This is a genomic window from Micromonospora aridisoli (genome assembly GCF_056150025.1).
Map to the genome: position 1 here is coordinate 159,825 of NZ_JAXCFK010000011.1, position 25,054 is coordinate 184,878.

Sequence of the window (25,054 nt, forward strand, 5' to 3'; positions counted from 1 at the left end):
GCCCCCTCCCGCAGCCGCGGGAGGGGGCCGGCTCGCATCGGCCTACCGCTGGACGAAGACCGCCACGCTGCGCGCCGGTACGGTGAACGTGCCGCTGGACCGGTCGAAGGCCGCCGTCCGCAGCACCGGGTCGGCCGAGGTACGCAGCACCGGGTGCAGCGTCACGTCCGCCCCACGCAGCCCAGCCAGCCGCTGCGTGGCGGACTTCGGGGTGGCATTGAAGACGACCGTCACCGACCGCCACGCCCCGTCGAGCCCACGGGCGTCCAGGGTCATGGTGAGCACCCCCGGCGTTTCGTCCACACCGGACAGCGGGAAGGCCACCCGTCGCTGCACCTCCTTCGCGTTCGACAGTCCGAACACCGGCGACGAGGCCCGGATCCGCAGCAACTCGGCGTACCGGGCGTCGGTCAACTCGACCGCCGCGCAGTCCGGCACCAGCGTCGGGTCGGCCAGCAACGGCTTCGCGTACGGCCACTTGTCGCGGTTGTCCTCGGCCGCCGGCAATCCGATGCCGAAGCCGTTGCCCTGGGCGCAGTCCCAGCGGATCTGGTTGAACCAGTCCCCCGAGTTGTACGAGTTGCGGTCCAGCGACTTCGACCGCAGCCGCTCGGTGCCGGTGGTGACGAACCCGGCCCCCTGGCTCATCACCACCGTGCTCAACGCGAGCACCTGCATCCGGGCCCGGTCGGTGACGGAGGTGGCCTGCGGCAGTTTGTACGCCAGCGCGTCGTACAGGATCTCGTTGTCGTGCGCGTCGACGTAGGTGACCGATTCCCCCGGGGCGTCGGTGTAGCCGGCCGGCGAGCCGTTGTAGTCGACCTGGGCGCCGGTCACCGTCCGGCCCGCCGAGTCGGTGAACCGGTAGCCGCGCAGGTTGCCGGCCAGCCCCACCTTGACCAGGTCGTGCTGGTGCAGCAGCCGGGCCCGTTGCTCGGCCGCCGAGCCGTTGACCGGATCGCCGTTGGGGTCGGTGAACAGCCCGGAGGCGAAGCCCTGCCGGCGGGGGTTGTCGTCGAACGGGCCGCCGCCGCGTACCGCGTCGCGCAGCCGGTCGTTGAACGTGCCGATCCCGGTGCCGGCCATGTTGGCCTGCGTGGCCTGCACGAAGCGGGCGTCGTCGGCCACCTCGCCGAAGTTCCACCCCTCGCCGTAGAGCAGGATGTTCTTCCCGTCCACGCCGTCGCGGGCCACCGTCAGTCGGTCCAGCGCGGCGCGTACGGCCAGGATGTTCGCCTTCGGGTGGTGGCCCATCAGGTCGAAGCGGAACCCGTCGACCTTGTAGGCCTTCGCCCAGGTGACCAGCGAGTCCACCACCAGCTTGCCCATCATGGCGTGCTCGGGTGCGGTGTTCGCGCAGCAGGTGGAGGTGGCCACCGTGCCGTCGTCGAGCAGCCGGTGGTAGTAGCCGGGCACGATCTGGTCCAGCACCGACTTCGGGTCGGTGCCGGCGGCCGAGGTGTGGTTGTAGACCACGTCCATGACCACCCGCAGGCCCGCGCCGTTGACCCCGGCCACCATCTGCCGGAACTCGGTGGTGCGTGCCGCGCCCTGCGGGTCGACCGCGTACCCGCCCTCGGGAACGGTGTAGTGCAGCGGGTCGTACCCCCAGTTGTAGCCGTCGGTCTCCCTCACCGCGGCCACGCACTCCTGCTGCCGCTCCGAGTCCGGCGGCAGGGCCGCCAGGTCGCAGTCGGGCTGTCGCTGGTCGGCCCGCCGTTCGGGGATGGTGGCGAAGTCGAAGGCGGGCAGCAGGTGCAGGTGGGTCACCCCGGCATCGCTGATCGCCTTCAGGTGCCGCATGCCGGCGGTGGCCGGGTCGGTGAAGGCGAGGAAGGTGCCCCGCCGCGGCTGCGGCACGGTGTCGTCGGCGATGGAGAAGTCCCGCACCGACAGCTCCGAGATCTGCACCTTGGCGTCAGGCACCGCGGCCGGCTTGCGCAGCCGTGCCCAGCCCGCCGGAGCCAACGCCGGGTCGGCCAGGTCGACGATCTGGCTGTGCGTCGAGTCCGCCGCCAACGCCACCGAGTACGGGTCGGTGACCGACGCGGTGACCAGTTGCTGCGCCGCCGGCTGCCAGGCCTGCACCCGGTAGCGGTAGTACTTGCCGTTCCAGTCACGGGCACCGCGTACCGACCACACGCCGGTGCGATCGTCGCGGCGCATCGCCACCGGGCGCGCGGTGGCCGTCGGCGAGTCGTACAGCTCCAGTGACACCGTCCGGGCGGTGGGCGCCCAGACCGACAGGGTCGGCACCCCGCCGGAGAACGTGGCACCGAGATTGGCCTTGGTGGCCGGTGCGTACACGTCGTCGAGCACGCCGGGCACCTGGACGCCGGTGGCACCGAGCAGGGTGCCGTCGGCGGCCCGCTCGGTCACCAGCACCTGCCCGCGCAGCGCCGCCGGCACCTTGGCCAGGTCACGCCGGTCCAGGGTGAAGGTGCGGTGGTCCCACAGGTGCGGGAAGGCGGCGCGCTGGGCCTCGGTGAGCCCGTTGCGCCGCGCGGTCAACGGCAGCGAGGTGTACGTCCCGACCAGTTCGCCGTCGACCACGCGCACCCCGCCCGTGGGCGCGGTGACCAGGGCGTACGCCTTCCCGTCGGTGGGGCCGGTGCGCCAGGCCACGGTGGACCTGTCGATCCAGTGCGCCTTCTGCCGGCTGATGTCGGTGTCCGTACCGGTGCCGGCGGCCGTCGCCGGCAGCAGCCGGCCCGGTGTGGCGGCGAGCAACCAGACCTCCCGGCCGGCGTCGGCGAAGTCGAGCCGCTGATCCTGCGGCAGGTCCTTCTCGTCCCCCTTGTGGACGATGTAGCTCAGCCCCGTCGCGCCCTCGGCCAGCGGCACCCGGAACTCGGCGCCGAAGGAGTCGATCCGGGTCGGCGGCATCGGCTTCGCCCAGTCGGTGGGGGTGGCCGCGCCGTCCCACAGGTGCAGGCCCCAGCCGTCGTAGTCGCCGTCGGGCCGGTGGTAGTGGATGACCGCCACGCCCTCCTCGACCGGCGGGGCGGGTCCGCCCGCGGCCTCCTCCCGGGTCTGGTACGTCGCCGGGTCGCCCTGCTTGACCCAGACCTCACCGGTCTGTGTCACGTCGACGGTCCGGTCGTTGTCGACGTCCTTGTTGCCGTCGGCGTCGACCACCAGGAAACCGACCGTCTTCGCCCCGGGCTTGAGCTTCACCCAGGCGAACCGCCCATACGCGTCCGTGCCGGCGAACGGCTGCCCCTGCGGCCACTCGGTGACGTACGCCGGGTCGATGTCGCCCCAGGCGTACAGCCCCCAGTCGTCGTAGTCGCCGTCGGGGCGTTGGTGGTGGACCACCAGCCAGTCGCGTGACGAGCCGGACAGCTCGGGGGTGCCCACGCTGGCGGTGGAGCGGGCGGTCGCGGTCCGGCCCCGTCCGTCGCGGACCACCGCCTTGTACTCGATCTTCGTTCCGGCGGCCAGGCCGGTCAGGTCGTGGTGCACGGTGTACGGCGCGCGGTGGGCGGAGCCGAGCAGGGTCCACGCCCCGCCGGCCACCCGGCTGGCGACCGTGACGGTGGCCAGCGGATCCCCGGTGACCTGGGCGGTCACCTCGGCCCGGGTGGCCGCCGACCCCTGCGGAGCGGTGATGGTGATGCCCGGCCTGGCGTCGGGCGACGCGACCGGCGTGCCGGCCCGGTGCACCACCGCCGACAGTGGCGGCACGGTCAGGGTCAGCCGGCCGTCGCCCGCGGCCACCGGCCGGGCGCTGGTGCCGTGGATGCCGGCGAAGGTGGCGCCGGCCGACCAGGTGTCCACCGTGACAGTCTGCGCGCTCGTGGCATTGTTGACCGCCACCAGGTACTCGGTGCGGTCGTCCGGATCGAACCGGGAGGCGGCGAAGACGCCCGGCCCGTCGGCAGCGTACCGGGTGACCTGCACGCCGTCGCGCAGCGCCGGGTGGGCCTGGCGCAGCCGGCCGAGCTCGGCGATGGTGCGGTAGAGCGGGTGGGTCCGGTCGAACTGGTCGACCGCGTGGGTGCGGTCGGTGCCGAGCAGGTCGTCGTCGAGGTAGTCCGGCGTCCGCGAGGCGAACATCGGCTGCCGGGCGTCCTTGTCGCCGCCGGCACCGGTGAAGCCCTGCTCGTCACCGGAGTAGATCACCGGCTGGCCGCGGGTGAGGAACATCAGCTCGTGGGCGAGCTGGTCGCGACGCAGGTGCGTACCCGCATCGGTGGGCCCGTTCGCGATGAACGAGCCGATCCGGCCCATGTCGTGGTTGCCGAGGAAGGTGGTCAGCCGGCCGGCGTGAGTGTCCCGGGCGGCGTAGAGGTCGTCGCGGGCGTAGACGTCGGCCAACGCCTTGGCCGATCCGTCGTTCGCGGTGTAGCCACGCGCCGCCTCCTGGAAGCCGAAGTCCAGCGTGGCGGGCAGTCCACCCTGTCGCACGTAGCTGGAGGCGATCTCCGGGTCGGCGCTGTACACCTCGCCGAACATGAAGAAGTCCTTCTTGCCGGCGCGGGCCGCCGCCTGCTGCACGCCCTGGCTGAACTGCGGCCAGAAGTCCATGTTGACGTGTTTGACGGTGTCCAGCCGGAACCCGTCGACACCGGTGGCCCGCACCCAGTCCGCGTAGATCTTCGTCATGCCGCGGACCACCTCGGGCCGCTCGGTCCACAGGTCGTCGAGGCCGAAGAAGTCGCCGTACTCGCTGTTCTCGCCGACGAACGTCGAGTCACCGCGGTTGTGGTACATGGTGGGATCGTTCAGCCACGCCGGGACCTTGACCTTCGCGTCGGCCGGGGTCTCGAAGGCCGGGGTGTACGGGAAGGAGTCGCCGTCGACCGTCGGGAAGTTCCGGCTGCCGTCGGCGTAGTTGCGGTCCTCGAAGGGCCGGCCCTGCGCGTCGCGGTAGGGCGTGGTCGCCTTGTCCACGTAGCTGAACCGGTCCTCGGCGTAGGTGATGACGTCGGCGGTGTGGTTGACGATGACGTCGAGGTAGACCTTGATGCCGCGCCGGTGGGCGAGCTGCACCAGCTTCTTCAGGTCGGCGGGGCTGCCGAAGTGCGGGTCGACCTGGGTGAAGTCGGTGATCCAGTAGCCGTGGTAGCCGGCCGACACGTCGTCGCCCTCGCCCTGCACCGGCCGGTTCTTGAAGACCGGGGCGAGCCAGATGGCGGTCGTGCCCAGCCCTTCGATGTAGTCGAGCCGCTCGGTCAGTCCCTTGAGGTCGCCGCCCTGGTAGAACCCCTTGTCGGTGGGGTCGTACCCGGTGCGCAGCCGGTCCCCGGTCAGGCCGCCCCGGTCGTTGCGCGGGTCTCCGTTGGCGAACCGGTCCGGTAGCACGAAGTAGAACTGTTCGGCCTTCGCCCGGTTGCGGCCCGCGTCGAGCAGGGCCGTGGCGGAGGGTTCGGTACGCCAGGTGACGGCACCGGTGGCGCTCGGTGTTCCGGCGGCGGGCCGGGCGGTGGCGGCGGCGGGGGTCACCGCGACCGGCGTGCCGACCAGGGTGACGGTGAGCAGGAAGACGAGGGCGAGCAGGACCTTGCGCGGTGTCGGCGGGGGTTTCATCGACGGCCTTCCTCTGGTCGCTGATTGGCCCGCACGCTAGCTCTTGCCGAAACATTCTGCAATACCTTGCAAACAAGCCGGCAACACAGCAGTTCCTTGCGCAAGAGGAGAAACCGCTTGCCGTCCCGGTGCCGTCCGCTAGAGACCGCCGCAGCTGCGTCCGGAAACTGCGCAACTCGCCGGGCGGGAACGGGCGGACTCGATGTGGAAACGCAGGTACACCGACGCGCCCGCGGCCAGGTCCGGACCGCTGCGGTAGACGAGGGTCCCACCGGCACCGCTGAACGTCCCCTGTGGAACGCCTTCCAGCCAGGCCGTGACCACCCGGCCGCCCGGATAGTCCACCCGCGCCACCCAGGCCAGGTCACGCCGGGACGCGTTGCGGATCAGCACCTCGGCGATGAAGCCGCCCTGAAAGGTGTTCAGCACCCGGTAGTGGGCCTCCAGCGGAACCGGTGGGGGCGCGGGCGGAGTCGCCGTGCGGGTCGGTGCGGCGGACGGGGGTGGCGGTGGTGCCGGGGACGCGTCCGGCGAGGGTGTCGGCGTCGGACTCGGTGGATCGGTGCGGCGTGGGGAGAGCCCCGGCACCGCCACGGACGGTGGCACCGCCTCTCGCCCCGTCGACGAGGCCCGCTCCGGGACAGGCGCGGCGGCAACCGGTGGCTGCCCCGGCGGCACCGGCTGGAAGTCCGGTCCGGGGCCCCGGTACGCGCCGACCGCGATGACGAGCAGCACCGCCATGATGACGACCCCGACCGACACCAGGATCCAGGGCGAGGAGGCAACGGCGGCACCGTGCGGCGGAAACTGACGCGGAGCTCGACGCATACCGGACATGTCTCTCCTCAGCGGGCAGCCCGGCAAGCGTAACGATCTTCAGCCGCGCCGGAAAGTGCCCGACGGAGCTGACAGTCGAGTCAGCCGACGCCGCAGGAGGTCCCGTTCACCGTGCACTGTGCCGGATACTCCCCGCCGCCGGTACGCGTGAAACGCAGTTGCACCGTCTGCTGAGCCCCGGCGGCGAGCTGGCCGGTTCCGCTGAGCAGATACCAGCCGCTGCCCTTGATGGTCACCGAGACGCCCGGGCCGCTGGAGGCCCGGATGCCGGTGACGCCGCCGCTGAAGCGCAACTCCACCTGCCAGTCGCTCGACCGTCCCGTGCCGTTGCGGACCACCAGCTGGGCCTCGAAGTAGTCCGCGTCGCCGCTGTTCTGCACCCGGTAGGTGGCGGTGACCGCCCCGGTCTGACCGGCCGGTGGCGTGGGGGCGGACGCGCTCGGTGACCGGGTGGCCTCCGACCGCGCGGGCGCACCGGTACGCGACGGCTCGACCGGCTGTGCCGGCGACCCGACCTGCGAGGGCGAGCCGGTCGGGGTGACCGAGGCCGTGGGTGCGGGCGAGGAGCCGGTCGGGGTGGTCGAGCCCGCCGCGGACCCCTCGGTGCCCCCGACAGCTGTCGGCAGCACCAGCGGGGGGCCCGGCGTCCGGGCCTCCGGCCGCTCGGGGGCACGGAACGCGAGCAGTGCGACCACCAGCAGCACCGCCAGCATCGCGACACCGACCAGCACCATCACCCAGGGCGCGGAAGCGATCATCCGGGCCGCGGCGCTGCCACGGGCCGCCCCGTCGAGGGCGTCACCGTTCTCGTCACCGGTGACGTCCCGATTCTCGTCACCGATGGCGTCACCATCCCGGTCACCGGTGGCATCACCGGACGGCCGCACTGACATTGAGGTCCCCACTCGTCGTCGCCCACGCGCCAGCCTAGTCACGTCCGCCCGGGACGCGAAACGGGTGGGGGCGGAAGGCGTCCGACCCGGACGCATCGACGTGGCGGGCCTGGCCGGTTGACGGCCGCGGCGACCCGGTCGGCTCAGCCCGTCCGCACGACCGTGCAGATGGCCGGCCCGTCCTCGGTGCTGCGCAGCAGGTAACGGTAGCGCTCGCCGGGCACCTGCCGGCCCTGGCTGTCCAGGAACTCCCAGCGCACGGCCACCTCCACCAGCAGGGCGGAGACCTGCTGCACCTGCTCGATGTCGGCATGCGCCGCGATCAGCTCACGCTCGGTGTAGTCAGGTGCCGCACCCACGAAGGACAGCGCGACGGCCGCCGCGGAGTTGAAGGAGAAGCTGTAGGTGTCGGCCACCACCAGCCCGGGCAGGGCGTAACAGCCGGTGATCGCGGGCAGGTCCCCGGCGGTCAGCGCCACGCCGTACCGGTCGAAGAAGTCGGCGAGCGTGTCGAGATCGGTGGAAGCAGTCACGCCGCAAGCAATTGCCGGGGCGCGCCTCGGCGAAACCTCAACGCGGCGGAATCCGCACCTCGATCTCGCTGCCCAGTCGCGCGCCGCCATGCAGTCCGAGGTCGTCGCCGCTCCAGAACCGGCCCGGGTCGTACCAGTTCGGTCGTCGTCCCGCCGGCAGCAGGCCCATCGCCTCGTAGGTGACCGCGACGACCTCCGCGCAGTACGCGGTCTCCAGCGCCATGTCCCGCGCCGCCGGAACACGCCGGACCGCCGGCAGCGGCAACCGTGGCGACGGTACCCGGCCCCGCAACCACCGCCAGGCCAACTGGGCGGTGGACGGGAACGGCGTGCCGTCCAACCGGGCGATGGTCCGCAGCACCGACCGCTCCATCTCCGCGTCGGCCGGCGGTTCGAGCTGACGCAGCCAGCCTCGCTGGCCGTACCGGTTGGCCCAGACGCAGACCGCGTCCCGCAGATCGTGCAGCTGCACGCCACGCTGGTGGCCTCCGGTCCACATGTCCGGCAACGACCGGCCCAGTTCGGCATGCCACATCAGCGGCGGCATGTCGTCCAGCACCACCGCCATACCCACATGGTTGACCGGGCTGTTGGTGGTCAACTGGATGGCCCGATCGGGCACGCTGCGGCCACGAAAGACCCACAGATCGCCGGTACGGGTCAGCTCTACCGCCTCGTCCAGGCTGATGCTCATGAAGGACTACCCTAAGCGGATGCGGCGAGGGATGCGGTGGTGGAAGGTTCTCGGGTTGGCCGGTCTGGCCGGTGTCGCGGCCTCCGGCGTGGTGATCGCCCGCGCCGAACGGCGACGGCGCGCGTACACCCCGGAGGAGATCCGGGCCCGGCTGCGCGACCGGCACGCGGAGGCCACCTCGATTTCCCCGGCCGACTGAGCTTTCTCTCAGTCCACTTCGGCGTGGTTGCGGTCCCACCGGCCGCCCACCGGCTGGCTGTCCAGCCGCAGCGCCGCCTCGGCGTTGCCGGCGAGGTCATTGTCCTCGATCCGGCACGAGACGCAACTGCCCCGCTCGGTGATCCACATGCCGTAGCTCTGCGTCGGGTCGTCGCGGTTGTCCCAGATCCGGTTGCCGCGTACCGTCGCCGACTCGAAGTGGGCGTTGACCGCGATGCCGGCCCGTACCGGTGCCGCCGCCGGCAACTCGTAGCACGCCCCGGGCGGCGGCACGTCCTCGTTCCAGGCGGTTGCCGCATCCGGGCGCAGGTCGGCCAGGTCCAGTTCGGTGTCGGTGTTACCGACCACCAGGGCCAGCCGGGACCCCACCCGCAGCAGCTTGCCGCGGTGCCCGTCGGGCGGCCACACCGCCGACCGGTCCGACACGGCCCGCCGGGCGTACCGCACCGACTCACCGGAGCCGCCGGCCGCCGGGGCACACTGCCGGCCGTTGTTCCGGATCCGGTTGTCCACCACCGTCGCGTCGACCATCGGCCGGTCCACCCGGATACCGTCCAACCCGTTGTCCCAGAACTCGTTGCTGTCGATCACCACGTCTGACGACGGGCCCTGATAGCCGTTGCCGAGATCGTGCTGGTGGTACCCGTACCACCCGTTGCCGCTGATCCGATTGCCCCGGATCGTGTACGGCCCGGGGGTGTTGCCCATGCTGATCCCGTCGCGGACGTTCCGGTCGATCACGCAGTCGCTGAGGATGCCGCCACGGCCGGCGACTCCCGCGGTGCCGTTCGCGGAGACGTCGAACCCAGCCTCCAGGTTGCCGGTGAGCGTGCAGGCCGAGACGATCAGACCGTCAGCGCCCCAGTCCGAGATGCCGAACCGGTTGGCCTGGCTGTGGCAGCCGATGATGCGGTACCCGCGCGGCGGCGTCCAGTACGACTTCTGCAGTTCCAGGAAGATGCCGTTGGTGCCGTTACCGAGAGTGGTGCAGTTGCTGATGGTGCAACGCTCCACCGCACCCCAGCCCCCGATCCCGATCCCGATGCCCGCGCCACCCATCTCCTCACCGTTGTCCAGCCGTCCGCAGCCGACCACCACCACGCCGTCGATGAGGCTGTCCTGCAGGAAGTCGCAGCCGAGTCCGGTGGCGCCGGTGTGGTGTATGTAGAGGTTGCGGAACACACCCCGTACGACGTACTGCAGGCCGAGTCCCTTGGCCAGATAGTTGTACTCCGCCATGGCCACGCCCGAGCCGTCGATCTCGAAGTCGGCGAAGGTGCAGTCGGCGATGTGCCGGTCCCGGTCGGCGCCGTGCTGCACGGTGGTCCAGAAGGCCAGCGGCGTCGGATCGGCACGGTTACCCTCGTTGCTCAGCATGAACCGGGTCGCTCCGGACCCCGCGCCCACCAGGGACACCCCGCTGCGCCAGACCGTCCCCGCGTCCCGGATGGAGTAGATCCCCGGCGGGCAGTAGATGACCCGGGCCCGGCCATCGGCCGCGTACCCCTCGCCGAGGCGGTCGACCAGAGCGGAGAGCGCAGGCTGGTCGTTCGTCACGCCGTCGCCCCGAAGTCCGAAATCCTGCGCGTCGCACCACAACGGTGCCCCGGCGACCGGCGACCGGCGCTCCTCGATGGCGATGGACCGGTCCTGCTGCCGCACTGGGCCCCTCCCTCGTTCGTGGCCGCTCCGTCCGCCGGCTTTCCCCCTCGCCCCGCCCGAAAACGCCCGCCCGGTATCTCGACCCCGAAGCCGGACACACCGCCATCTCGTCCGGCGGTTGCCCCGGCTCCGGTAGCACCCCGCCCCGGGCCCGGTGATCGGTGCCAGCGCGGGGTGTCCGGCACCGTGGTGCCACATGTCCGCTATGGGTTGATTCGCGGTGAGGCCGGTCACCGCCACGACGGAATCCGGCCCGCACCCGCGTCGTTGTACATGGCGTAACCACGGCGCCTCCGAGCGCGGCCCCCGGGCCGGCCGGAATGACCCCCCGCCGCCCGGCGTTACATCCCCGGTAACCGCGAGCGCCCCCCGCGCCGCACCCCCCGGGACCGGAATGACCCCCAACCCCCGGGCGTTACATCCCCGGACGTCGCGAGCAGGATCCCCGATCCCCCGACGACCAACATCCCCTTTCTGAACGCGGCCCACCGCACCCCCCTGCGGCGCGCGCCGCGCACCCCCGACCGAAAGGTGCAGATCATCATGGCTACCACCATCCTGCGCAAGACCGCCCTGACCATCGCCGCAGCCGCCGCCACCGCCGGTGGCATCGCCGGCCCCGCCATCGCCGCCCAGGCCGCTCCCGCGACCAAGCCGGTCGTGCAGGTGCAGGCCGAGCGCAAGCCCGGCGGCGAGCGTCAGCTCGACGTGCGCTACCAGGCTCAGGACACCTTCTACTACTGTGGCCCCGCCGCCACCCGCAACGCCCTGTCGGTGCAGGGTAAGAACATCGACCAGCACGACATGGCCAAGCGGATGGGCACCACCGAGGCCGGCACCAACTCGATCAACGACATCACCCCGGTGCTGAACAAGGAGACCGGCAAGGACGTCTACAAGTCGGTCGAGATCTCCGGCGCCAAGGCCGACGCCAAGCAGGCCGACAAGCTGCGCGAGGACGTCGTCCGCACGGTGGACGCCGGTCGGGCCATCGTCGCCAACATCGCCGGTACCGCCACCGACATCGACGGCACCATGCACAGCTTCGAGGGTGGCCACTACGTCAGCGTCGTCGGCTACCGCGACGGTGGCGAGCAGGTGAAGATCGCCGACTCGGCCGACCCGAACCAGGCGTCCTACTGGATGACCACCAAGGACCTGGCCAACTGGATCGCCACCCGCGGCTACGCCACCTCCTGACCAACCGAACACCACGAAGGGCCGACCCCACCCGGGGTCGGCCCTTCGTCATCCCCACCCACCCCAGCGAGGACGCGTCTCCCGGTCCCGCGGGGGGCATGGGCGGGGGGTCGTGGGTCAGGGGGCGGGGGCGAGGAACTCCAGGCGGTTGCCGTGGGCGTCCTGGGTGTGGAAGCGGCGCAGCCCGGGCAGTTCGTCGTCACCCCAGGTGACCGGGTATCCCGCGGCTGCCAGCCGGGCGGCGAGAGCGGCGAGGGCGTCCGGATCGGGCCAGAGCAGAGCGGGATGCGCTTTGCGCGCCGGGCGGAAGTCGTCCTCCACGCCGAGGTGGAGTTCGGCTCCGTACCCGTGGAACCAGCAACCGCCGCGGGCCGCCAGAGCGGGCGGTTTGGCCAGCTCGGTCAGGCCGAGGACCCCGACGTAGAAGGCCCGCGACAGTTCCTCGGAGCCCGGCGGGCAGGCGAGCTGGACGTGGTGAATCATGTGTGCACCTCCAGTCCGAACGTCCGAACGATGACACCGGGTTGCACGAATAGCAAGACGGACGTACGGTTTTGTTGACGGCGAGAATCGGCGGTAAGTGTTGCCTAAGCACGGCGGCGCTCCGGCCGGTACGAAAGACTGCTCAGGACTACTCACGGTCGCTGGTGTGAAGGAGTACGACGTGGCGAGCCTCGACACCTTCGGTGCGAAGACCCAGCTACGCGTCGGAGACGCGAGCTACGAGATTTTCAAGATCAATAAGGTGGAGGGTCACGAACGGCTCCCCTACAGCCTGAAGATCCTCCTGGAGAACCTGCTGCGGACAGAGGACGGCGCGAACATCACCGCCGAGCACATCCGCCAGCTCGGCGCCTGGGACCCGACCGCGGACCCGAACGTCGAGATCCAGTTCACCCCGGCCCGGGTGCTAATGCAGGACTTCACCGGCGTACCCTGCGTGGTCGACCTGGCCACCATGCGTGAGGCCGTCCGCGACCTCGGTGGGGACCCGACCAAGGTGAACCCCCTCGCCCCCGCCGAGCTGGTCATCGACCACTCCGTCATCGCCGATCTGTTCGGCCGCGAGGACGCCTTCGAACGCAACGTCGAGCTGGAGTACGCGCGCAACAAGGAGCGCTACCAGTTCCTGCGCTGGGGGCAGAGCGCGTTCAACGAGTTCAAGGTGGTCCCGCCGGGCACCGGCATCGTGCACCAGGTCAACATCGAGTACCTGGCCCGCACGATCATGGAGCGCGGCGGCCAGGCGTACCCGGACACCGTCGTCGGCACCGACTCGCACACCACGATGGTCAACGGGCTCGGGGTGCTGGGCTGGGGCGTCGGCGGCATCGAGGCCGAGGCCGCGATGCTCGGCCAGCCGGTCAGCATGCTGATCCCGCGGGTCGTCGGCTTCAAGCTCTCCGGCGAGATGCCGGCCGGCACCACCGCCACCGACCTGGTGCTCACCATCACCGAGATGCTGCGCAAGCACGGCGTGGTCGGCAAGTTCGTCGAGTTCTACGGCCCGGGCGTGAGCGCGGTGCCGCTGGCGAACCGGGCCACCATCGGCAACATGTCCCCGGAGTACGGCTCCACCGTCGCCATCTTCCCGATCGACGCCGAGACCGTCCGCTACCTGGAGCTGACCGGCCGCGATCCGCAGCAGGTGGCGCTGGTCGAGGCGTACGCCAAGGAGCAGGGACTCTGGCACGACCCGGCCCACGAGCCCGCCTACTCCGAGCACCTGGAACTCGACCTGGGCACCATCGAGCCCTCGCTCGCCGGCCCGAAGCGCCCGCAGGACCGGGTGCCCCTGGGCAGCGCCAAGACGCTCTTCCGGGCCGCGCTCACCGACTACGTCGCGGCCGACGAGACCGGCGGTGACCCGGGCCGCCGCCCCGGCGTGCCGCAGCAGGAGAAGCCGTTCGGCACCGCCGGCCCGGCCGACGAGGCCAGCGCCGAGTCCTTCCCGGCCAGCGACGCACCCGCCAACGAGATCAACGACCCGGCCGACGCCCCGCGTGACCTGGTGACCGCCGCGGTCGGGTCCGGCGGGCGGGCCAGCAACCCGATCCACGTCACCGGCGCCGACGGCAACACCTACGAGCTGGACCACGGCGCCGTGGTGATCGCCGCCATCACCTCCTGCACCAACACGTCCAACCCGCAGGTGATGATCGGCGCGGCACTGCTCGCCCGCAACGCCGTGGACAAGGGCCTGAACCGCAAGCCGTGGGTGAAGACCACCCTCGCGCCCGGGTCCAAGGTCGTCATGGACTACTACGAGCGGGCCGGCCTCACCCCGTACCTGGAGAAGCTCGGCTTCCACCTGGTCGGCTACGGCTGCACCACCTGCATCGGCAACTCCGGCCCGCTGCCGGAGGAGATCTCCGCCGCGGTTAACGAGGCCGACCTCGCGGTCGTCTCGGTGCTCTCCGGCAACCGCAACTTCGAGGGCCGGATCAACCCGGACGTGAAGATGAACTACCTGGCGTCGCCGCCGTTGGTGGTCGCGTACGCCCTCGCCGGCACGATGGACATCGACCTGGCCAACGAGCCGCTCGGTGAGGACAGCGAGGGCAACCCGGTCTTCCTGCGCGACATCTGGCCGAACACCGCCGAGATCCAGGACGTCATCGCCTCGGCGATCGGCGCCACCGGCTTCAGCTCCGCGTACGCCGACGTCTTCGCCGGTGACGAGCGCTGGCAGTCGTTGCCGACCCCGACCGGGGACACCTTCGCTTGGGACGGCGACTCCACCTACGTCCGCAAGCCCCCGTACTTCGAGGGCATGCGGCAGCAGCCGGAGCCGGTGACCGACATCGCCGGTGCCCGGGTGCTGGCCAAGCTCGGCGACTCCGTGACCACCGACCACATCTCGCCGGCCGGTTCCATCAAGGCCGACTCCCCCGCCGGAACGTACCTCGCCGAGCACGGCGTGCCCCGACACGAGTTCAACTCCTACGGCTCCCGCCGGGGCAACCACGAGGTGATGATCCGGGGCACCTTCGCCAACATCAGGCTGCGTAACCAGTTGGTACCGGGCGTGGAGGGCGGCTTCACGGTCAACCACCTGACCGGGGAGCAGACCTCGATCTACGACGCCGCCATGGCGTACCAGGAGGCGGGCGTGCCGCTGGTCATCCTGGCCGGCAAGGAGTACGGTTCCGGCTCGTCCCGGGACTGGGCGGCCAAGGGCACCATGCTGCTCGGCGTGCAGGCGGTCATCGCCGAGTCCTACGAGCGGATCCACCGCTCCAACCTCATCGGCATGGGCGTGCTGCCGTTGCAGTTCCCGGCCGGGGAGAACGCCGAGTCGCTGGGGCTGACCGGCACCGAGACGTTCACCATCACCGGGGTGACCGCGCTCAACGACGGCTCGACCCCGCGCACGGTGAGGGTCAGCACCGACGGCGGCGTCGAGTTCGACGCGGTGGTCCGGATCGACACCCCGGGCGAGGCGGACTACTACCGGCACGGTGGCATCCTGCAGTACGTGCTGCGCCGCATGATCTCCAACTGACCGCGATGCCATGAGGGCTCCCACCCGTGCCGGGTGGGAGCCCTCGGTCGTCTGGCGTCCGGGTCACTCGGCGCGGCGGGCGTCCCGGATCTTCATGGCGTGCTCCACCAGCGTGATGAGCACCTCCTTGGCCGACTCCCGCTGCCGGGCGTCGCAGAGCAGCACCGGCACCTCGGGGTCGAGGTTGAGCGCCGCCTGCACCTCGTCGAGCCGGTACTGCCGGGCTCCCTCGAAGCAGTTGACCGCGACGAGGAACGGTGTCCCCCGTCCCTCGAAGTAGTCGATGGAGGGGAAGCAGTCGGCCAGCCTACGGGTGTCGGCCAGCACCACCGCACCGATGGCACCGAGTGCCAGCTCGTCCCAGACGAACCAGAACCGGTCCTGGCCCGGGGTGCCGAACAGGTACAGCACCAGGTCCTCGCTGATGGTGATCCGACCGAAGTCCATCGCCACGGTGGTCGTCCGCTTCGTCTCGACCCCGGCGAGGTCGTCGATCCCCACCCCCGACTCGGTCAGCACCTCCTCGGTCCGCAGCGGGCGCGTCTCACTGACCGCGCCGACCAGCGTGGTCTTGCCCACCCCGAAGCCACCGGCGACCAGGATCTTGATCGCTGTGGGCAGCGCGGCCGCGCCCGACGGCCGCTCAGAGTGCCCGTAGTCCATTGATAACCGCCTCGAAGATGCTGTGGTCGGGTAGTCCGACAGTGGTGTGCGGCTCGCGGATCTGTACCAGGTTGCGCGCCACCAGATCGCCGAGCAGGACCCGCACGGTGCCTACCGGCAGGTCCAGGTGTGCCGCGATCTCGGCGACGGACTGCATCCGCTGGCACAGTCCGACGATCGCCAGGTGCTCCGGGCCCAGGCCGACCTCCGGAGAGACGTCCTTGCGGGTCGCCGTCACCAGGGAGATCAGATCGAACGTGCCGGTGACCGGACGGGCCCGGCCGCCGGTCACCAAGTACGGACGAACCACCGGACCAGCATGGTCGTCCACCCACTGGTGGTCGGCGGAGTCTCCCTGCACCGTCATATGGGTTACTTCTCCCCGTTGGTCTGCTCGGCTGACCGTGACGGCGACGCGACGTACTTGCCGACCCGGGTGACGAGCATGGCCATCTCGTACGCGATCAGACCGACGTCGGCGTCCTCGCTCGCCAGCACCGCGAGGCAGGCATTGCGGCCGGCGGCTGTGACGAACAGGAACGACGACTGCATCTCGATGATTGTCTGCTGCACCTGCCCGCCGCCGAACCGCTTGCCCGCGCCGCGGGCCAGGCTCTGGATGCCGGCCGCCATCGCCGCCAGGTGCTCGCCGTCGTCGCGGCTGAGCCCCTGCGAGGAGGCCATCAGCAGACCGTCGGCGGACAGCGCGACCGCGTGCTCGGCCTGCTTGACCCGGCCGACCAGGTCATCCAGCAACCACGTCAGGTCGGCACTCGAAGCCGTCTTCTGCGCCACTTCGTCGTCCTCTTCTCCCCCGGCTCTTCGCCGTGCTCATCTGGGCCTGACCGTTCTCGCCCGGCTCGCCGGGCCAGCTACACCCCGGTCAGGTCGCCTGTTGATCGGCGTCGTCGGACTCTTCGTCGGGTCCGGGCCGACCGCCACCACCGAGCAGCCGGGCGGCGTCGGAGCGTCCCCGCCGGGTGCCGGTCTGGTACGAACTCATCATGCGCCGAACCTGTTCGGGCTCGCGGATCACGTCGTCCTCCTCCAGGGCCTCGGGCTCGCCCCTCAGCGCTGGTGCCAGACTCGCCTGGCGTACCCGGACCGGCAGGCCGGACTCGGTGCGGTCCGCCTCGATCTCGGCAGCGGTGGGGCCGCCCGGCCCCGGCGGGGTCGCCGACTCGGCCGACTCGCCCCCGCCGGGGCTCCCGCCGGCGTCGACTCCCGGTCCGAGATCGGCCGGCCGGCGCGGCGGCCACGGCATGCCCTCGCCGGGCGCGGAGGTGACCGGCAGTCCGATCGGGATGGTCGGCCCGTCCAGAGCCGCGGAGTGCCCCGGCCGACGTCGCGATCTGGTCGGCAGCCCGGATCCGTCGGCATCGTCGCCGGCAGCCAGCTGCGCTTCCGCCGGAGTGTCGCGGACGGCCTCGGTCTGATCGCGGTCGGCGGCGGTGTCCGACTGTGTGGCGAGCTCGGCCGCCGACCGTGCGGTGGGAGCCGCCGGTGCGGCGAGGGCCACGGGCGTGGCGGCCCGCTCGGCCGGCCCCGTCGCGGCCGGTCCGGCGGGCAGCGCCGGGGCGTCCCTGCGGGTACCGACCGGGACACTCGGCTCGGTGTCGTTCACGATGATCAGATTGGTCGGGATCAGCACCACGGCGGTCGTCCCGCCGTACGCGGACTCCTTGAGCCGCACCCGTACACCGTGCCGGTCGGTCAGCCGGCTCACCACGTAGAGGCCCAGCCGGGACGCGTCGGCGAGGTTCAGCTCGGAGCGGTCCACGATGCGGTGGTTGGCCGCGGCGAGGTCCTCCTCGGTCATGCCGAGACCACGGTCCTCGATTTCGATGGCGAAGCCGTTTGCGACCAACTGTCCGCGTACCTCGACCGTGGTGTGCGGCGGGGAGAACGACAGGCCGTTCTCGATCAGTTCGGCGAGCAGGTGGATCACGTCACCCACGGCCCGTCCGGCCAGTGACACACCGCCGATCGGCAGCACGGTGACGCGGGTGTAGTCCTCGACCTCGCCCACCGCGCCGCGGACCACGTCCACCATCGGCACGCTGCGCCGCCAGGCCCGGCCCGGGGTGGAGCCGGAGAGCACGATCAGGTTCTCCGCGTTGCGCCGCATCCGGGTGGCCAGGTGGTCGACGCGGAACAGGTCTTCCAGCTCCTCGGCGTCCTGCTCCCGCCGTTCCATCGAGTCGAGCAGGGTGAGCTGGCGGTGCACCAGGGCCTGGGTGCGTCGGGCCAGGCTCAGGAACACCTCGCGCACGGCCCGGCGAAGCTCGGCCTGTTCCACCGCGGTGCGGACGGCGGTCTCCTGCACCACGTTGAAGGCCCGACCCACCTGGCCGATCTCGTCGTCGCCGAACCGCAGCGGCGGCGCCTCCTTGGCGATGTCCACCTGCTCGCCGCGCCCGAGTCGCTCCACCACGCTCGGCAGCCGTTCGTTGGCGAGTTGGAACGCGGCGTCGCGCAGGCGTTGCAACTGCTGCACCAGGGCCCGTGCCGTGGTGATCGAGACGACCACCGAGGCGATGACCGCGAGCAGACCGAGACCGGCGGCGAGCACCAGCCGGACGATGACGCCGATCGCGACCGGCGTGGCGCTCTTGACGATGTCGTCCCCGCCGGCCAGCACCACATCACCGATCTCGATCAGCGCGGGGCTGGTGGCGTCGGACCACTCCGTGGCCGTGAACGGCACCCGGGTGGTGCCACTGCCGAGCATGATCTGGTTCTCCAGATCGTTCAGCCGCCGGAAGTTCGCACCGGTGACCATCTGCTCGTAGCGTTCCTGGTCGGCGTCGGGCAACCGGACGATCGCCTGCTCGGCGACGAACTGACGGGCACCCACGACCCGGGTGAACTCCGCCCGCTCGACCGACGTGATCCGGCCCGCGGCGAGCACGCCGGCCAGCAGGGCGTCCTCCTGGGACAACAGCTCCCGGGCCCGGTTGAGCCGGATGAGCTGCGCGGTGTCCTCGGCGACCTGGTCGTCGTCGAGGTTGCCGAGCTCGTCGTACACCTCGTAGATCGACTCGATCAGCTCGGTGAACGCCGCACCGGCGTCGCTGCGGCCGATGTTGCGGCCGTCGACGGCGGTGCGCGTGTCGGGCAGCGCGGCCAGTTGCTGCTTCAGGTCCGCGATCCGGTCGTGCAGCGCGTCGCTGCCGAGCAGGCTGACCTGCCAGTGGTCGGTCGACTCAGCGAACTCGGCGGCCAACTGGTCGGTGCGTTCGCGCAGCTGGGTCAGCTCCTGCCGCTGCCCCTCGTCGGGTCGGCCCAGGTACACCAGCGAGGTGCGCCGTTCGAGCTGCAGTTGCAGCAGCAGCGGCTCGGTGGGGTCGAACACCCGAACGTCGAGCGCCTGCACACCGAGCAGGTTCACTCCATCCCGGACGGTGACCCAGGCGGTGAAGCCCCAGAGCGCCACCAGCGAGGCCAACAGGGCCACTACCTTGGTACGCAGATTCGTACTGCGGGAACCCATTACACCGTCCCTGGCCCTGAGCTAGTTGATCGGTCAGTCAGGAGTGCGTCACACAGCACACCGACCCCGGCGCAACCTAACAGCGTCACCGCATCAACTCAAGCGCTCGTGATCATGCCCTGGTCGGTCCGGGTCGCCCGCCAACCCGGACGCCGGCGGAGACGGTTCGGCGACCGCGAGCGCCAGCTGCCGCGCGGCCAGCACCGCCGCCCGTACGATGAGCAGCGGCGCGTACAGATCCTTGTCGTGCCACAGTGGAGGATGCTCGATCGGTTCGGTACGAAGGTGCGCCAGCGCCCGACGAACGGCCGGTGACACCTCCGGTCGACCTCGCCCGGCCGTGCCGAGCAGGACGTGCACCGCGTAGGCCGTCTCCTCGGCGGTGGTCGACCAGCGTCCCCAGCCACCGTCGTCGCGCTGCGTGGCCAGCACCCAGTCCACCGCGCGGTCGACGGCGGGGTCCGTCTCCGACGGGGCGTAGCCGGCCAGCGCCAGCACCACGCAGCAGGTCGCGTAGTAGCGCGAGGCGTGCCACCGGTCCGACCAGTACCCGTCGCGGTGCTGGGTGTCACGGAGCCAGCCGGCGAGGGCCGCCACCCGGGCGCCGTACCGGTCGGTGCCGCCGCCGGCGTGCCGGCTGTGCCAGCCGAGCGCCTCCAGCACGTGCGCGTTGGTGCTGACCGAGTGCCCGTCCTCCCCTCGCCAGGTGCAGAAGTGGTCGCCCAGGTCGTAGTGGAGCAGGCTCGCCGGGTCCACCGGGTGACCCAGCCGGGCGAGCGCGTACAGCGTCACGGAGGTGGTGTCGGCGTCGGCGGGCAGTCCCGGTCCGGTCGCCGCGCCGGACGGCCCGAGGGCGGCGGTCAACTCGGTCACCAGCCCGGTCGACGCCCGGACCGGCAGGCCCACCCGGGCCAGCGTGGCGAGGGTCCAGGCGCGTTCGAAGACGGTGATCGGGGTGCAACACGGCACCGGACCGCCGTGCCGGGCCACCACGTCGTCGAGGTACGCCCGGGCGGCCCGCTCCGGCGACTGCCGGTGCCCCAGCCAGGCGGCGGTGGCCGCGGGTGAGGCGCCCACCGCCCCCGCCACCGGAACGACCTCGGCCCGGCCGGCGGCGGCCGGGCCGAGCACCTCGTAGGCGTGCCACAGCTTGTCGGGCGCCGGACGGTCGGTGACGAGCAGCGCACCGACCGTGTCGAGCCGCCGCCGGTCCACCCGGGGCAGCGCGCGGGGTGCCCCGGCCACCGTCGGGTCGTGCCGGTCGTGCAACCGGGCCAGGTGCGCGTCGATCCGGGCAGCCAGTGCGGGCACGATCAGGTCGGCGGCGGGTGTGTCCGGCGTGGATGGTGCACCGTCCAGCCGTCGGGCCAGGGCGATCAACCCGCGAAGGCCGGCCACGGCCAGGTCCGACCGGGTGAACCCGCCGGGCTCGGCCGGTTCGGCCCGGACCAGTTCGGCCAGCAGCGCCTCCACCGCACTCGCCGTCGGCACGAGGGCGTAGCCACCGGCCTGACCCCAGGTGCCGTCGGCGCCCTGCTGCCGCAGCAGGTACGCCAGCCGTGCTCCGTGCCCGGCGAGCCAGGGCGCGTCGGCGACGAGCCGACCGGTCTCGTACACCGAGGTGCTCACCTGTCCGTGCGGTTCCCGCTCCAGCTGTGCCACCAGGCCGTCCGCCGCGTCGACGGCGGCCGACGTCGCCGCCGTCGAGGTGGTGGTGACCGTCGGGGCGGTCACGGCGTACCCCAGAAGTCGGTGGAGCGGTAGAAGCCGCTGCTGAAGCCGATCTGTCGGGCCAGGTAGTCCGCGGCCACCGGGCAGCTCTGGCGCAGTGGCGTGAGCATCCGGCGAGCCTGCGTCACCAGTTCCGCGATCCGCCGCTCCACGTCGGCCCGGGGCACCAGCAGCAACGCGTTGAGGTCCCCCCAGCGCAGATCCCGCTCGTAGGTGCCGAGGTCGTTGACCAGCCGCAGGATCCGCTGCACCTGGTCGCTGGCCGCGAGCAGCGGGTCCAACTCCTTGAGCGTCGCCGGGTCGTCGGTGTGGATCCAGTGCCCGACGTTGACCACGGTGCAGGCCAAATTCGCGGCGTTGGCCAGGTACTCCTCGAAGTCGGGCAGTTGGTCGGGCCGCTGCTTCCAGTCCCACTCCCGGGCCATCGCGGCGAGAACCTTGCGTACCTCCTCGCGCCACCGTTCCCGGTGTGCGTCGAAGGCCGGCGCCCTGGCGAGTTCGTCGCGCAGCTCGGCCAGGTACGCCCCGAGCGGGTCGCCCTCCTCCGGCGGGCCACCGTCGGCCACCGCCAGACACCTGGCGGTCAACCGGTCGATCTCGTCGCGGGAGCGGGCCTCGTGGTCGATCAGCCAGTCGACGGCGAAGCCCCACAGCACCATCCGGTTGGTGATGCGCAACTGGTCGAGGTCGCACCAGGGTGCGCCGAAGGCGATGGCCATGGCCACGTTGCCGAACAGCGCCGCGTCGAAGGGCTGGGCGGGAAACAGGTCGGGGTGCGCGGCAGCGACCTTCGCCAGGTCACGCTGGCCCTTCGCGGCCAGAGCGCAGATGCGGCCCTGCTCGGCGGCCACGGTCATCTGATCGTCGCCGGTGACCGGCGACGATCCGGACTCCGGGCTCACGCCGCGACACCCTGTGCCGGTCGCAGGGTCACCTCGACACGTTCGAGTGGACGCAGAGCCGCCGCCACCTTGATGCCGGGCAGGGCGCTGCGCCGCAGCCGGAATCGGAACCGGCTCAGCAGAGTGGCCACGATCAGCGTGGCCTCCAGATAGAACAGGTGCATGCCGAGGCACTGGTGCGGGCCGCCGCCGAACGGGAAGTGCGCGTACTTGGGGCGCGACCGGACCAGCTCGGGGTTGAACCGGTCGGGGTCGAAGACCTCGGGCCGGTCCCAGAACCGCGACATCCGGTGGGTGATCAGCGGGCTGACCACGAGGGTGGAGCCCGCCGGTATCCGGACCCCGCCGACGACGTCCTCCTCGACCGCCATCCGGGGGAAGAGCCAACCGATCGGGTAGAGCCGGAGCAACTCGTCGAGCACCTGCCGGGTGTAGCGCAGGTCGCGCAGGTGCTCGCGGCGCACCGGCTGGTCGCCGACCACCCGGTCGATCTCCTCGTAGAGCCGGGTCGCGACGGTCGGGTCCCGCTCGATGTGCGGCCAGAGCCAGGTGAGCACGCTGATCGTGGTCTCGGTGGTGGTGGCCACCATCGCCACCGTGTCGTTGCGCACCTGGCGCTCGTCGAGCCGGCCGCCGTCCTCGGTACGCCCCCGCCACAGGGTCGCGATGATGTCGTCCGAGTCGTCGTCGGCATTGTCCCGGGCGGCCCTGATGGTCGGCAGCAGCAGGTCGTCGATGAGCTTCACGGCGCGACGGAACGTCCGGTCGCCGGGCATCGGTGCGGCCAGCGGCGCCCACGGCACGAGGATCCGGGGCATCACCGACCAGGCGATGGCGTCCTGGGCCTGCATGATCCGCATCGCGTCCGGTACCGAGATCCGGTCGGCGAAGAACACCCGCATGATGGCCGAGCAGACGATCTGAGCCTGCACGGTGCCCATGTCCACCGGCTCTCCGGTACGCGCCGGCTCCGCCAGTTCGTCGATGGCGTCCTCGATGGCCACGGCGAGGCGGTCGATCAGCCCGTCGATGCGCCGGGCGGTGAACAGCGGTTGCAGGATCTGCCGGCTGTTCGTCCAGTGTTCGCCGTCGCTGAGGATGCCGTCACCGAAGAGCCGCTTGAGCGGGCGCCACTGTAGACCGTCGCCGGCCCGGACGTAGTTGTCGGACTTCTCGCGCAGCACCCTTTGCAGGTGATCGGGGTGGGTGATCAGGTAGGGGCGGAACGAGCCGAGGTTGAGCCGGACGACCTCGCCGCCGGAGCGTTCGCCGAAGTCGACCAGGGCACGAGCCGGATCGCGCAGCAGATTCGGCAACACATGTCGCAGGGGTATGGATCCCGCTTGTCTGCTCTGGACTGACATGACGTGGTCGGCTCCCGCCTGAACAGGCCCCAGGGGTGCGGGGCGTCACTCTTCGAACTGCCACGGTTGCAATGAGCATGACATTGCACTGGCAATCCTCACTAGTCGCGTAACGAGAAATCTTCATGGTCGACATTCCCGCTGTCCACAACGGAGCCGGCTCGTCGGACAGTGCTGTTCCGACCGCGTTCGATGCCCGGCCGCGCGGGAACGCCGGGCCGGCGACCCGCGTTCTGCCTGACCGGGGCGCACGAGAAGGCGCCGGCCGACGATCGACGGCACCCTGTCGTCGATGTCCCGCTCCACCAAGATCGGGTTCGCCGCGAAGCGCGTGATCTACATCATGCGTGGAGGTCGCGGGCCCTGCCCGCGGGATTCGCCGCCGGGAACGCGGGCCGAGGTCGGCCTCCCTGTGCCAGGCTCAGGGCATGGACGACAAGACCATCCTGAGCCGGATCTCCGATCTGGTCGACGAGGAGCACCGGCTGCGCGCCCAGGCGCAGACCAACGAGACGGGTACCGACGACGAGGCCCGTACCCGCCTGCGTGAGCTGGAGGAGTCCCTCGACCAGTGCTGGGACCTGCTGCGCCGGCGCCGCGCCGCCCGGCAGGCCCACGGCGATCCGGAGGCCCAGGGCGCCCGCCCGGTGTCCGAGGTCGAACGCTACCTCCAGTGAAGCTCGCTCGACCTCCCGATGCGGTACGTCGGACCGGGAGGTCGAGCGCGCTCGAGAAGGGTTCGATGGCCGGGAACATGCTCCGGGTGGCGGCGGCCGCCACCCGGAGCACTGCGGTCAGGTCAGGCCGGCCTCGCGGCACAGCAGCTCGGTCAGCACCATCGGGTCGGCGAGGTCGGCGGGCAGACCCCGGGCGGCGAACCAGGTGGCGACGATCCGCACGTCGCGGGCCAGGAACTCCCGCCCCTGCGGGTTGGCCACCACGTCGACCACCTGCGGCAGGTCGATCAGCGCCAGCCGCCCGGCGTGCACCAGTAGGTTGTACGGCGACAGGTCGCCGTGGGCGTACCCGGCCCGGGCCAGGACGACCAGTGCGTCGACCAGCTGCCCCCACAGTCCACGCAGCTCGGCCGGATCGGGACGCAGCTCGGCCAGCCGGGGTGCGGCCCGCCCCTCGTCGGCATCGCCGAGGAACTCCAGCATCAGCTCGGTTCCCCGCAGTTGCACCGGGTACGGCACGGTGATCATGCCGTACCGCTGACCGATCTCCCAGAGCTGGCTCAGGGCGGCGAACTCCGCCGCCGCCCACTGCCCGGCGATCATCTGCCGGCCGAACGCCGTCCGGCCGGCCATCGCCCGCATCTCACGCGAGCGGCGCACCCGCCGCCCCTCGAGGTATCCCGCGTCCCGGTGGAACAGCCGGTGCCGGGGGTCCCGGTACCGCTTGGCCGCCAGCAGGCAGGACCGGTCGGTACCGGGGACGGCCCGGCGCACCAGGTGGACGTCGGCCTCCTTGCCGGTCTTCAGCACACCGAGCTCGGTGTCCTTGGCGGCCAGCTCGGTGACCAGCCAGTCCGGGTGGGGCGACGGCCCGTGCACCGCGTCGTCCCAGGAGGACCAGTCTCCGTCGCCGCCCGGGTCGGACCCGTCGTCGTGTTCGGTGGACGCGGGGACGGCCGGTCGGCCCCGCTTCAGGAAGTGTGGTTCGTCGTCGTCGAAGCGGCGCCTGCCGCGGGTACGGCGCTCGGGCACCGGAAAGTCCTGATCGCGCATGGTGCTGGTAGTCCCTTGGTCGAGTTGTCGGAGGGCAGGAAGCGACCTGCGAAGACGGCCATGACCGACCCCCTCTCCTCGACCGGGCGCACGCCC

General features: G+C 71.4%; 19 protein-coding genes. 4 read left to right on the top strand and 15 right to left on the bottom strand.

The window, feature by feature from the left end; all coding sequences use genetic code 11:
- Window positions 1-42: 42 nt before the first annotated feature.
- From pulA to SM447_RS22810, 5 genes are all read right to left on the bottom strand, one after another.
- Window positions 43-5,532, bottom strand: coding sequence for a pullulanase-type alpha-1,6-glucosidase (gene pulA / locus SM447_RS22790; protein WP_474574874.1), 5,490 nt, complete (start codon window positions 5,530-5,532; stop codon window positions 43-45).
- Between the two features lie 138 nt (window positions 5,533-5,670).
- Complete coding sequence (locus tag SM447_RS22795) at window positions 5,671-6,369, bottom strand: cellulose binding domain-containing protein (RefSeq protein WP_474574875.1); 699 nt, start codon at window positions 6,367-6,369, stop codon at window positions 5,671-5,673.
- Window positions 6,370-6,449: 80 nt separating this feature from the next.
- Window positions 6,450-7,262: a hypothetical protein gene (locus SM447_RS22800; protein ID WP_474574876.1), complete on the bottom strand. Its 813-nt coding sequence runs from the start codon at window positions 7,260-7,262 to the stop codon at window positions 6,450-6,452.
- Window positions 7,263-7,405: 143 nt separating this feature from the next.
- On the bottom strand, window positions 7,406-7,795 hold the full coding sequence (locus tag SM447_RS22805; RefSeq protein ID WP_474574877.1) for a hypothetical protein: 390 nt from the start codon (window positions 7,793-7,795) through the stop codon (window positions 7,406-7,408).
- A gap of 37 nt (window positions 7,796-7,832) precedes the next feature.
- On the bottom strand, window positions 7,833-8,489 hold the full coding sequence (locus tag SM447_RS22810; RefSeq protein ID WP_474574878.1) for a hypothetical protein: 657 nt from the start codon (window positions 8,487-8,489) through the stop codon (window positions 7,833-7,835).
- On the opposite strand from SM447_RS22810, the gene SM447_RS22815 reads away from it, so the two are divergent.
- A complete protein-coding gene (locus tag SM447_RS22815; protein WP_474574944.1) occupies window positions 8,488-8,688 on the top strand; it encodes a hypothetical protein in 201 nt (66 codons plus the stop codon). The two genes, SM447_RS22810 and SM447_RS22815, sit on opposite strands and share 2 nt — an antisense overlap.
- 8 nt (window positions 8,689-8,696) lie before the next feature.
- Here the strand turns inward: SM447_RS22815 and SM447_RS22820 are convergent, their stop codons facing one another.
- Entirely contained in the window at window positions 8,697-10,370 is a 1,674-nt protein-coding gene (locus SM447_RS22820; protein ID WP_474574879.1) for a right-handed parallel beta-helix repeat-containing protein, read from the bottom strand.
- Between the two features lie 543 nt (window positions 10,371-10,913).
- Here SM447_RS22820 and SM447_RS22825 point away from each other — a divergent pair.
- Entirely contained in the window at window positions 10,914-11,570 is a 657-nt protein-coding gene (locus SM447_RS22825) for a C39 family peptidase (RefSeq protein WP_474574880.1), read from the top strand.
- Between the two features lie 117 nt (window positions 11,571-11,687).
- Here SM447_RS22825 and SM447_RS22830 read toward each other — a convergent pair whose 3' ends face one another.
- The gene (locus SM447_RS22830) at window positions 11,688-12,053 is read right to left on the bottom strand and encodes a VOC family protein (RefSeq protein WP_474574881.1); all 366 of its coding nucleotides are present in this window, start codon (window positions 12,051-12,053) and stop codon (window positions 11,688-11,690) included.
- A 166-nt stretch (window positions 12,054-12,219) separates the two neighbouring features.
- On the opposite strand from SM447_RS22830, the gene SM447_RS22835 reads away from it, so the two are divergent.
- On the top strand, window positions 12,220-15,075 hold the full coding sequence (locus SM447_RS22835) for an aconitate hydratase (protein ID WP_474574882.1): 2,856 nt from the start codon (window positions 12,220-12,222) through the stop codon (window positions 15,073-15,075).
- Window positions 15,076-15,138: 63 nt separating this feature from the next.
- Here the strand turns inward: SM447_RS22835 and SM447_RS22840 are convergent, their stop codons facing one another.
- From SM447_RS22840 to SM447_RS22870, 7 genes are all read right to left on the bottom strand, one after another.
- Window positions 15,139-15,738: a GTP-binding protein gene (locus SM447_RS22840; protein WP_474574883.1), complete on the bottom strand. Its 600-nt coding sequence runs from the start codon at window positions 15,736-15,738 to the stop codon at window positions 15,139-15,141.
- A complete protein-coding gene (locus tag SM447_RS22845; RefSeq protein WP_474574884.1) occupies window positions 15,719-16,105 on the bottom strand; it encodes a DUF742 domain-containing protein in 387 nt (128 codons plus the stop codon). Before SM447_RS22845 ends, SM447_RS22840 begins: the two co-directional genes overlap by 20 nt.
- A gap of 5 nt (window positions 16,106-16,110) precedes the next feature.
- Window positions 16,111-16,533 carry a roadblock/LC7 domain-containing protein gene (locus tag SM447_RS22850; RefSeq protein WP_341716732.1) on the bottom strand — a complete coding sequence of 141 codons (423 nt, stop codon included), beginning with the start codon at window positions 16,531-16,533 and terminating at the stop codon, window positions 16,111-16,113.
- An 88-nt stretch (window positions 16,534-16,621) separates the two neighbouring features.
- Window positions 16,622-19,231: a nitrate- and nitrite sensing domain-containing protein gene (locus tag SM447_RS22855; RefSeq protein WP_474574885.1), complete on the bottom strand. Its 2,610-nt coding sequence runs from the start codon at window positions 19,229-19,231 to the stop codon at window positions 16,622-16,624.
- Between the two features lie 93 nt (window positions 19,232-19,324).
- Window positions 19,325-20,965 (bottom strand): prenyltransferase/squalene oxidase repeat-containing protein, encoded by a 1,641-nt coding sequence (locus SM447_RS22860; RefSeq protein ID WP_474574886.1) that lies wholly within the window; start codon window positions 20,963-20,965, stop codon window positions 19,325-19,327.
- Entirely contained in the window at window positions 20,962-21,819 is an 858-nt protein-coding gene (locus tag SM447_RS22865; RefSeq protein WP_474574940.1) for a terpene synthase family protein, read from the bottom strand. The genes SM447_RS22860 and SM447_RS22865 overlap by 4 nt, the downstream gene beginning before the upstream one ends.
- A gap of 41 nt (window positions 21,820-21,860) precedes the next feature.
- Complete coding sequence (locus SM447_RS22870; protein WP_474574941.1) at window positions 21,861-23,198, bottom strand: cytochrome P450; 1,338 nt, start codon at window positions 23,196-23,198, stop codon at window positions 21,861-21,863.
- A 458-nt stretch (window positions 23,199-23,656) separates the two neighbouring features.
- Between SM447_RS22870 and SM447_RS22875 the strand changes: the two genes are divergently transcribed.
- A complete protein-coding gene (locus tag SM447_RS22875; protein ID WP_474574887.1) occupies window positions 23,657-23,905 on the top strand; it encodes a DUF2630 family protein in 249 nt (82 codons plus the stop codon).
- Between the two features lie 117 nt (window positions 23,906-24,022).
- Here the strand turns inward: SM447_RS22875 and SM447_RS22880 are convergent, their stop codons facing one another.
- Window positions 24,023-24,958 carry a serine protein kinase RIO gene (locus SM447_RS22880; RefSeq protein WP_474574888.1) on the bottom strand — a complete coding sequence of 312 codons (936 nt, stop codon included), beginning with the start codon at window positions 24,956-24,958 and terminating at the stop codon, window positions 24,023-24,025.
- Window positions 24,959-25,054: the final 96 nt, after the last annotated feature.

What these genes read in the sequence shown, in the direction of transcription:
- pulA (WP_474574874.1), bottom strand. Translation starts at nt 5,532, where the DNA reads ATGAAACCCCCGCCGACACCGCGCAAGGTCCTGCTCGCCCTCGTCTTC.
- SM447_RS22795 (WP_474574875.1), bottom strand. Translation starts at nt 6,369, where the DNA reads ATGTCCGGTATGCGTCGAGCTCCGCGTCAGTTTCCGCCGCACGGTGCC.
- SM447_RS22800 (WP_474574876.1), bottom strand. Translation starts at nt 7,262, where the DNA reads ATGTCAGTGCGGCCGTCCGGTGATGCCACCGGTGACCGGGATGGTGAC.
- SM447_RS22815 (WP_474574944.1), top strand. Translation starts at nt 8,488, where the DNA reads ATGAAGGACTACCCTAAGCGGATGCGGCGAGGGATGCGGTGGTGGAAG.
- SM447_RS22810 (WP_474574878.1), bottom strand. Translation starts at nt 8,489, where the DNA reads ATGAGCATCAGCCTGGACGAGGCGGTAGAGCTGACCCGTACCGGCGAT.
- SM447_RS22825 (WP_474574880.1), top strand. Translation starts at nt 10,914, where the DNA reads ATGGCTACCACCATCCTGCGCAAGACCGCCCTGACCATCGCCGCAGCC.
- SM447_RS22830 (WP_474574881.1), bottom strand. Translation starts at nt 12,053, where the DNA reads ATGATTCACCACGTCCAGCTCGCCTGCCCGCCGGGCTCCGAGGAACTG.
- SM447_RS22840 (WP_474574883.1), bottom strand. Translation starts at nt 15,738, where the DNA reads ATGGACTACGGGCACTCTGAGCGGCCGTCGGGCGCGGCCGCGCTGCCC.
- SM447_RS22845 (WP_474574884.1), bottom strand. Translation starts at nt 16,105, where the DNA reads ATGACGGTGCAGGGAGACTCCGCCGACCACCAGTGGGTGGACGACCAT.
- SM447_RS22855 (WP_474574885.1), bottom strand. Translation starts at nt 19,231, where the DNA reads ATGGGTTCCCGCAGTACGAATCTGCGTACCAAGGTAGTGGCCCTGTTG.
- SM447_RS22865 (WP_474574940.1), bottom strand. Translation starts at nt 21,819, where the DNA reads ATGACCGTGGCCGCCGAGCAGGGCCGCATCTGCGCTCTGGCCGCGAAG.
- SM447_RS22875 (WP_474574887.1), top strand. Translation starts at nt 23,657, where the DNA reads ATGGACGACAAGACCATCCTGAGCCGGATCTCCGATCTGGTCGACGAG.
- SM447_RS22880 (WP_474574888.1), bottom strand. Translation starts at nt 24,958, where the DNA reads ATGCGCGATCAGGACTTTCCGGTGCCCGAGCGCCGTACCCGCGGCAGG.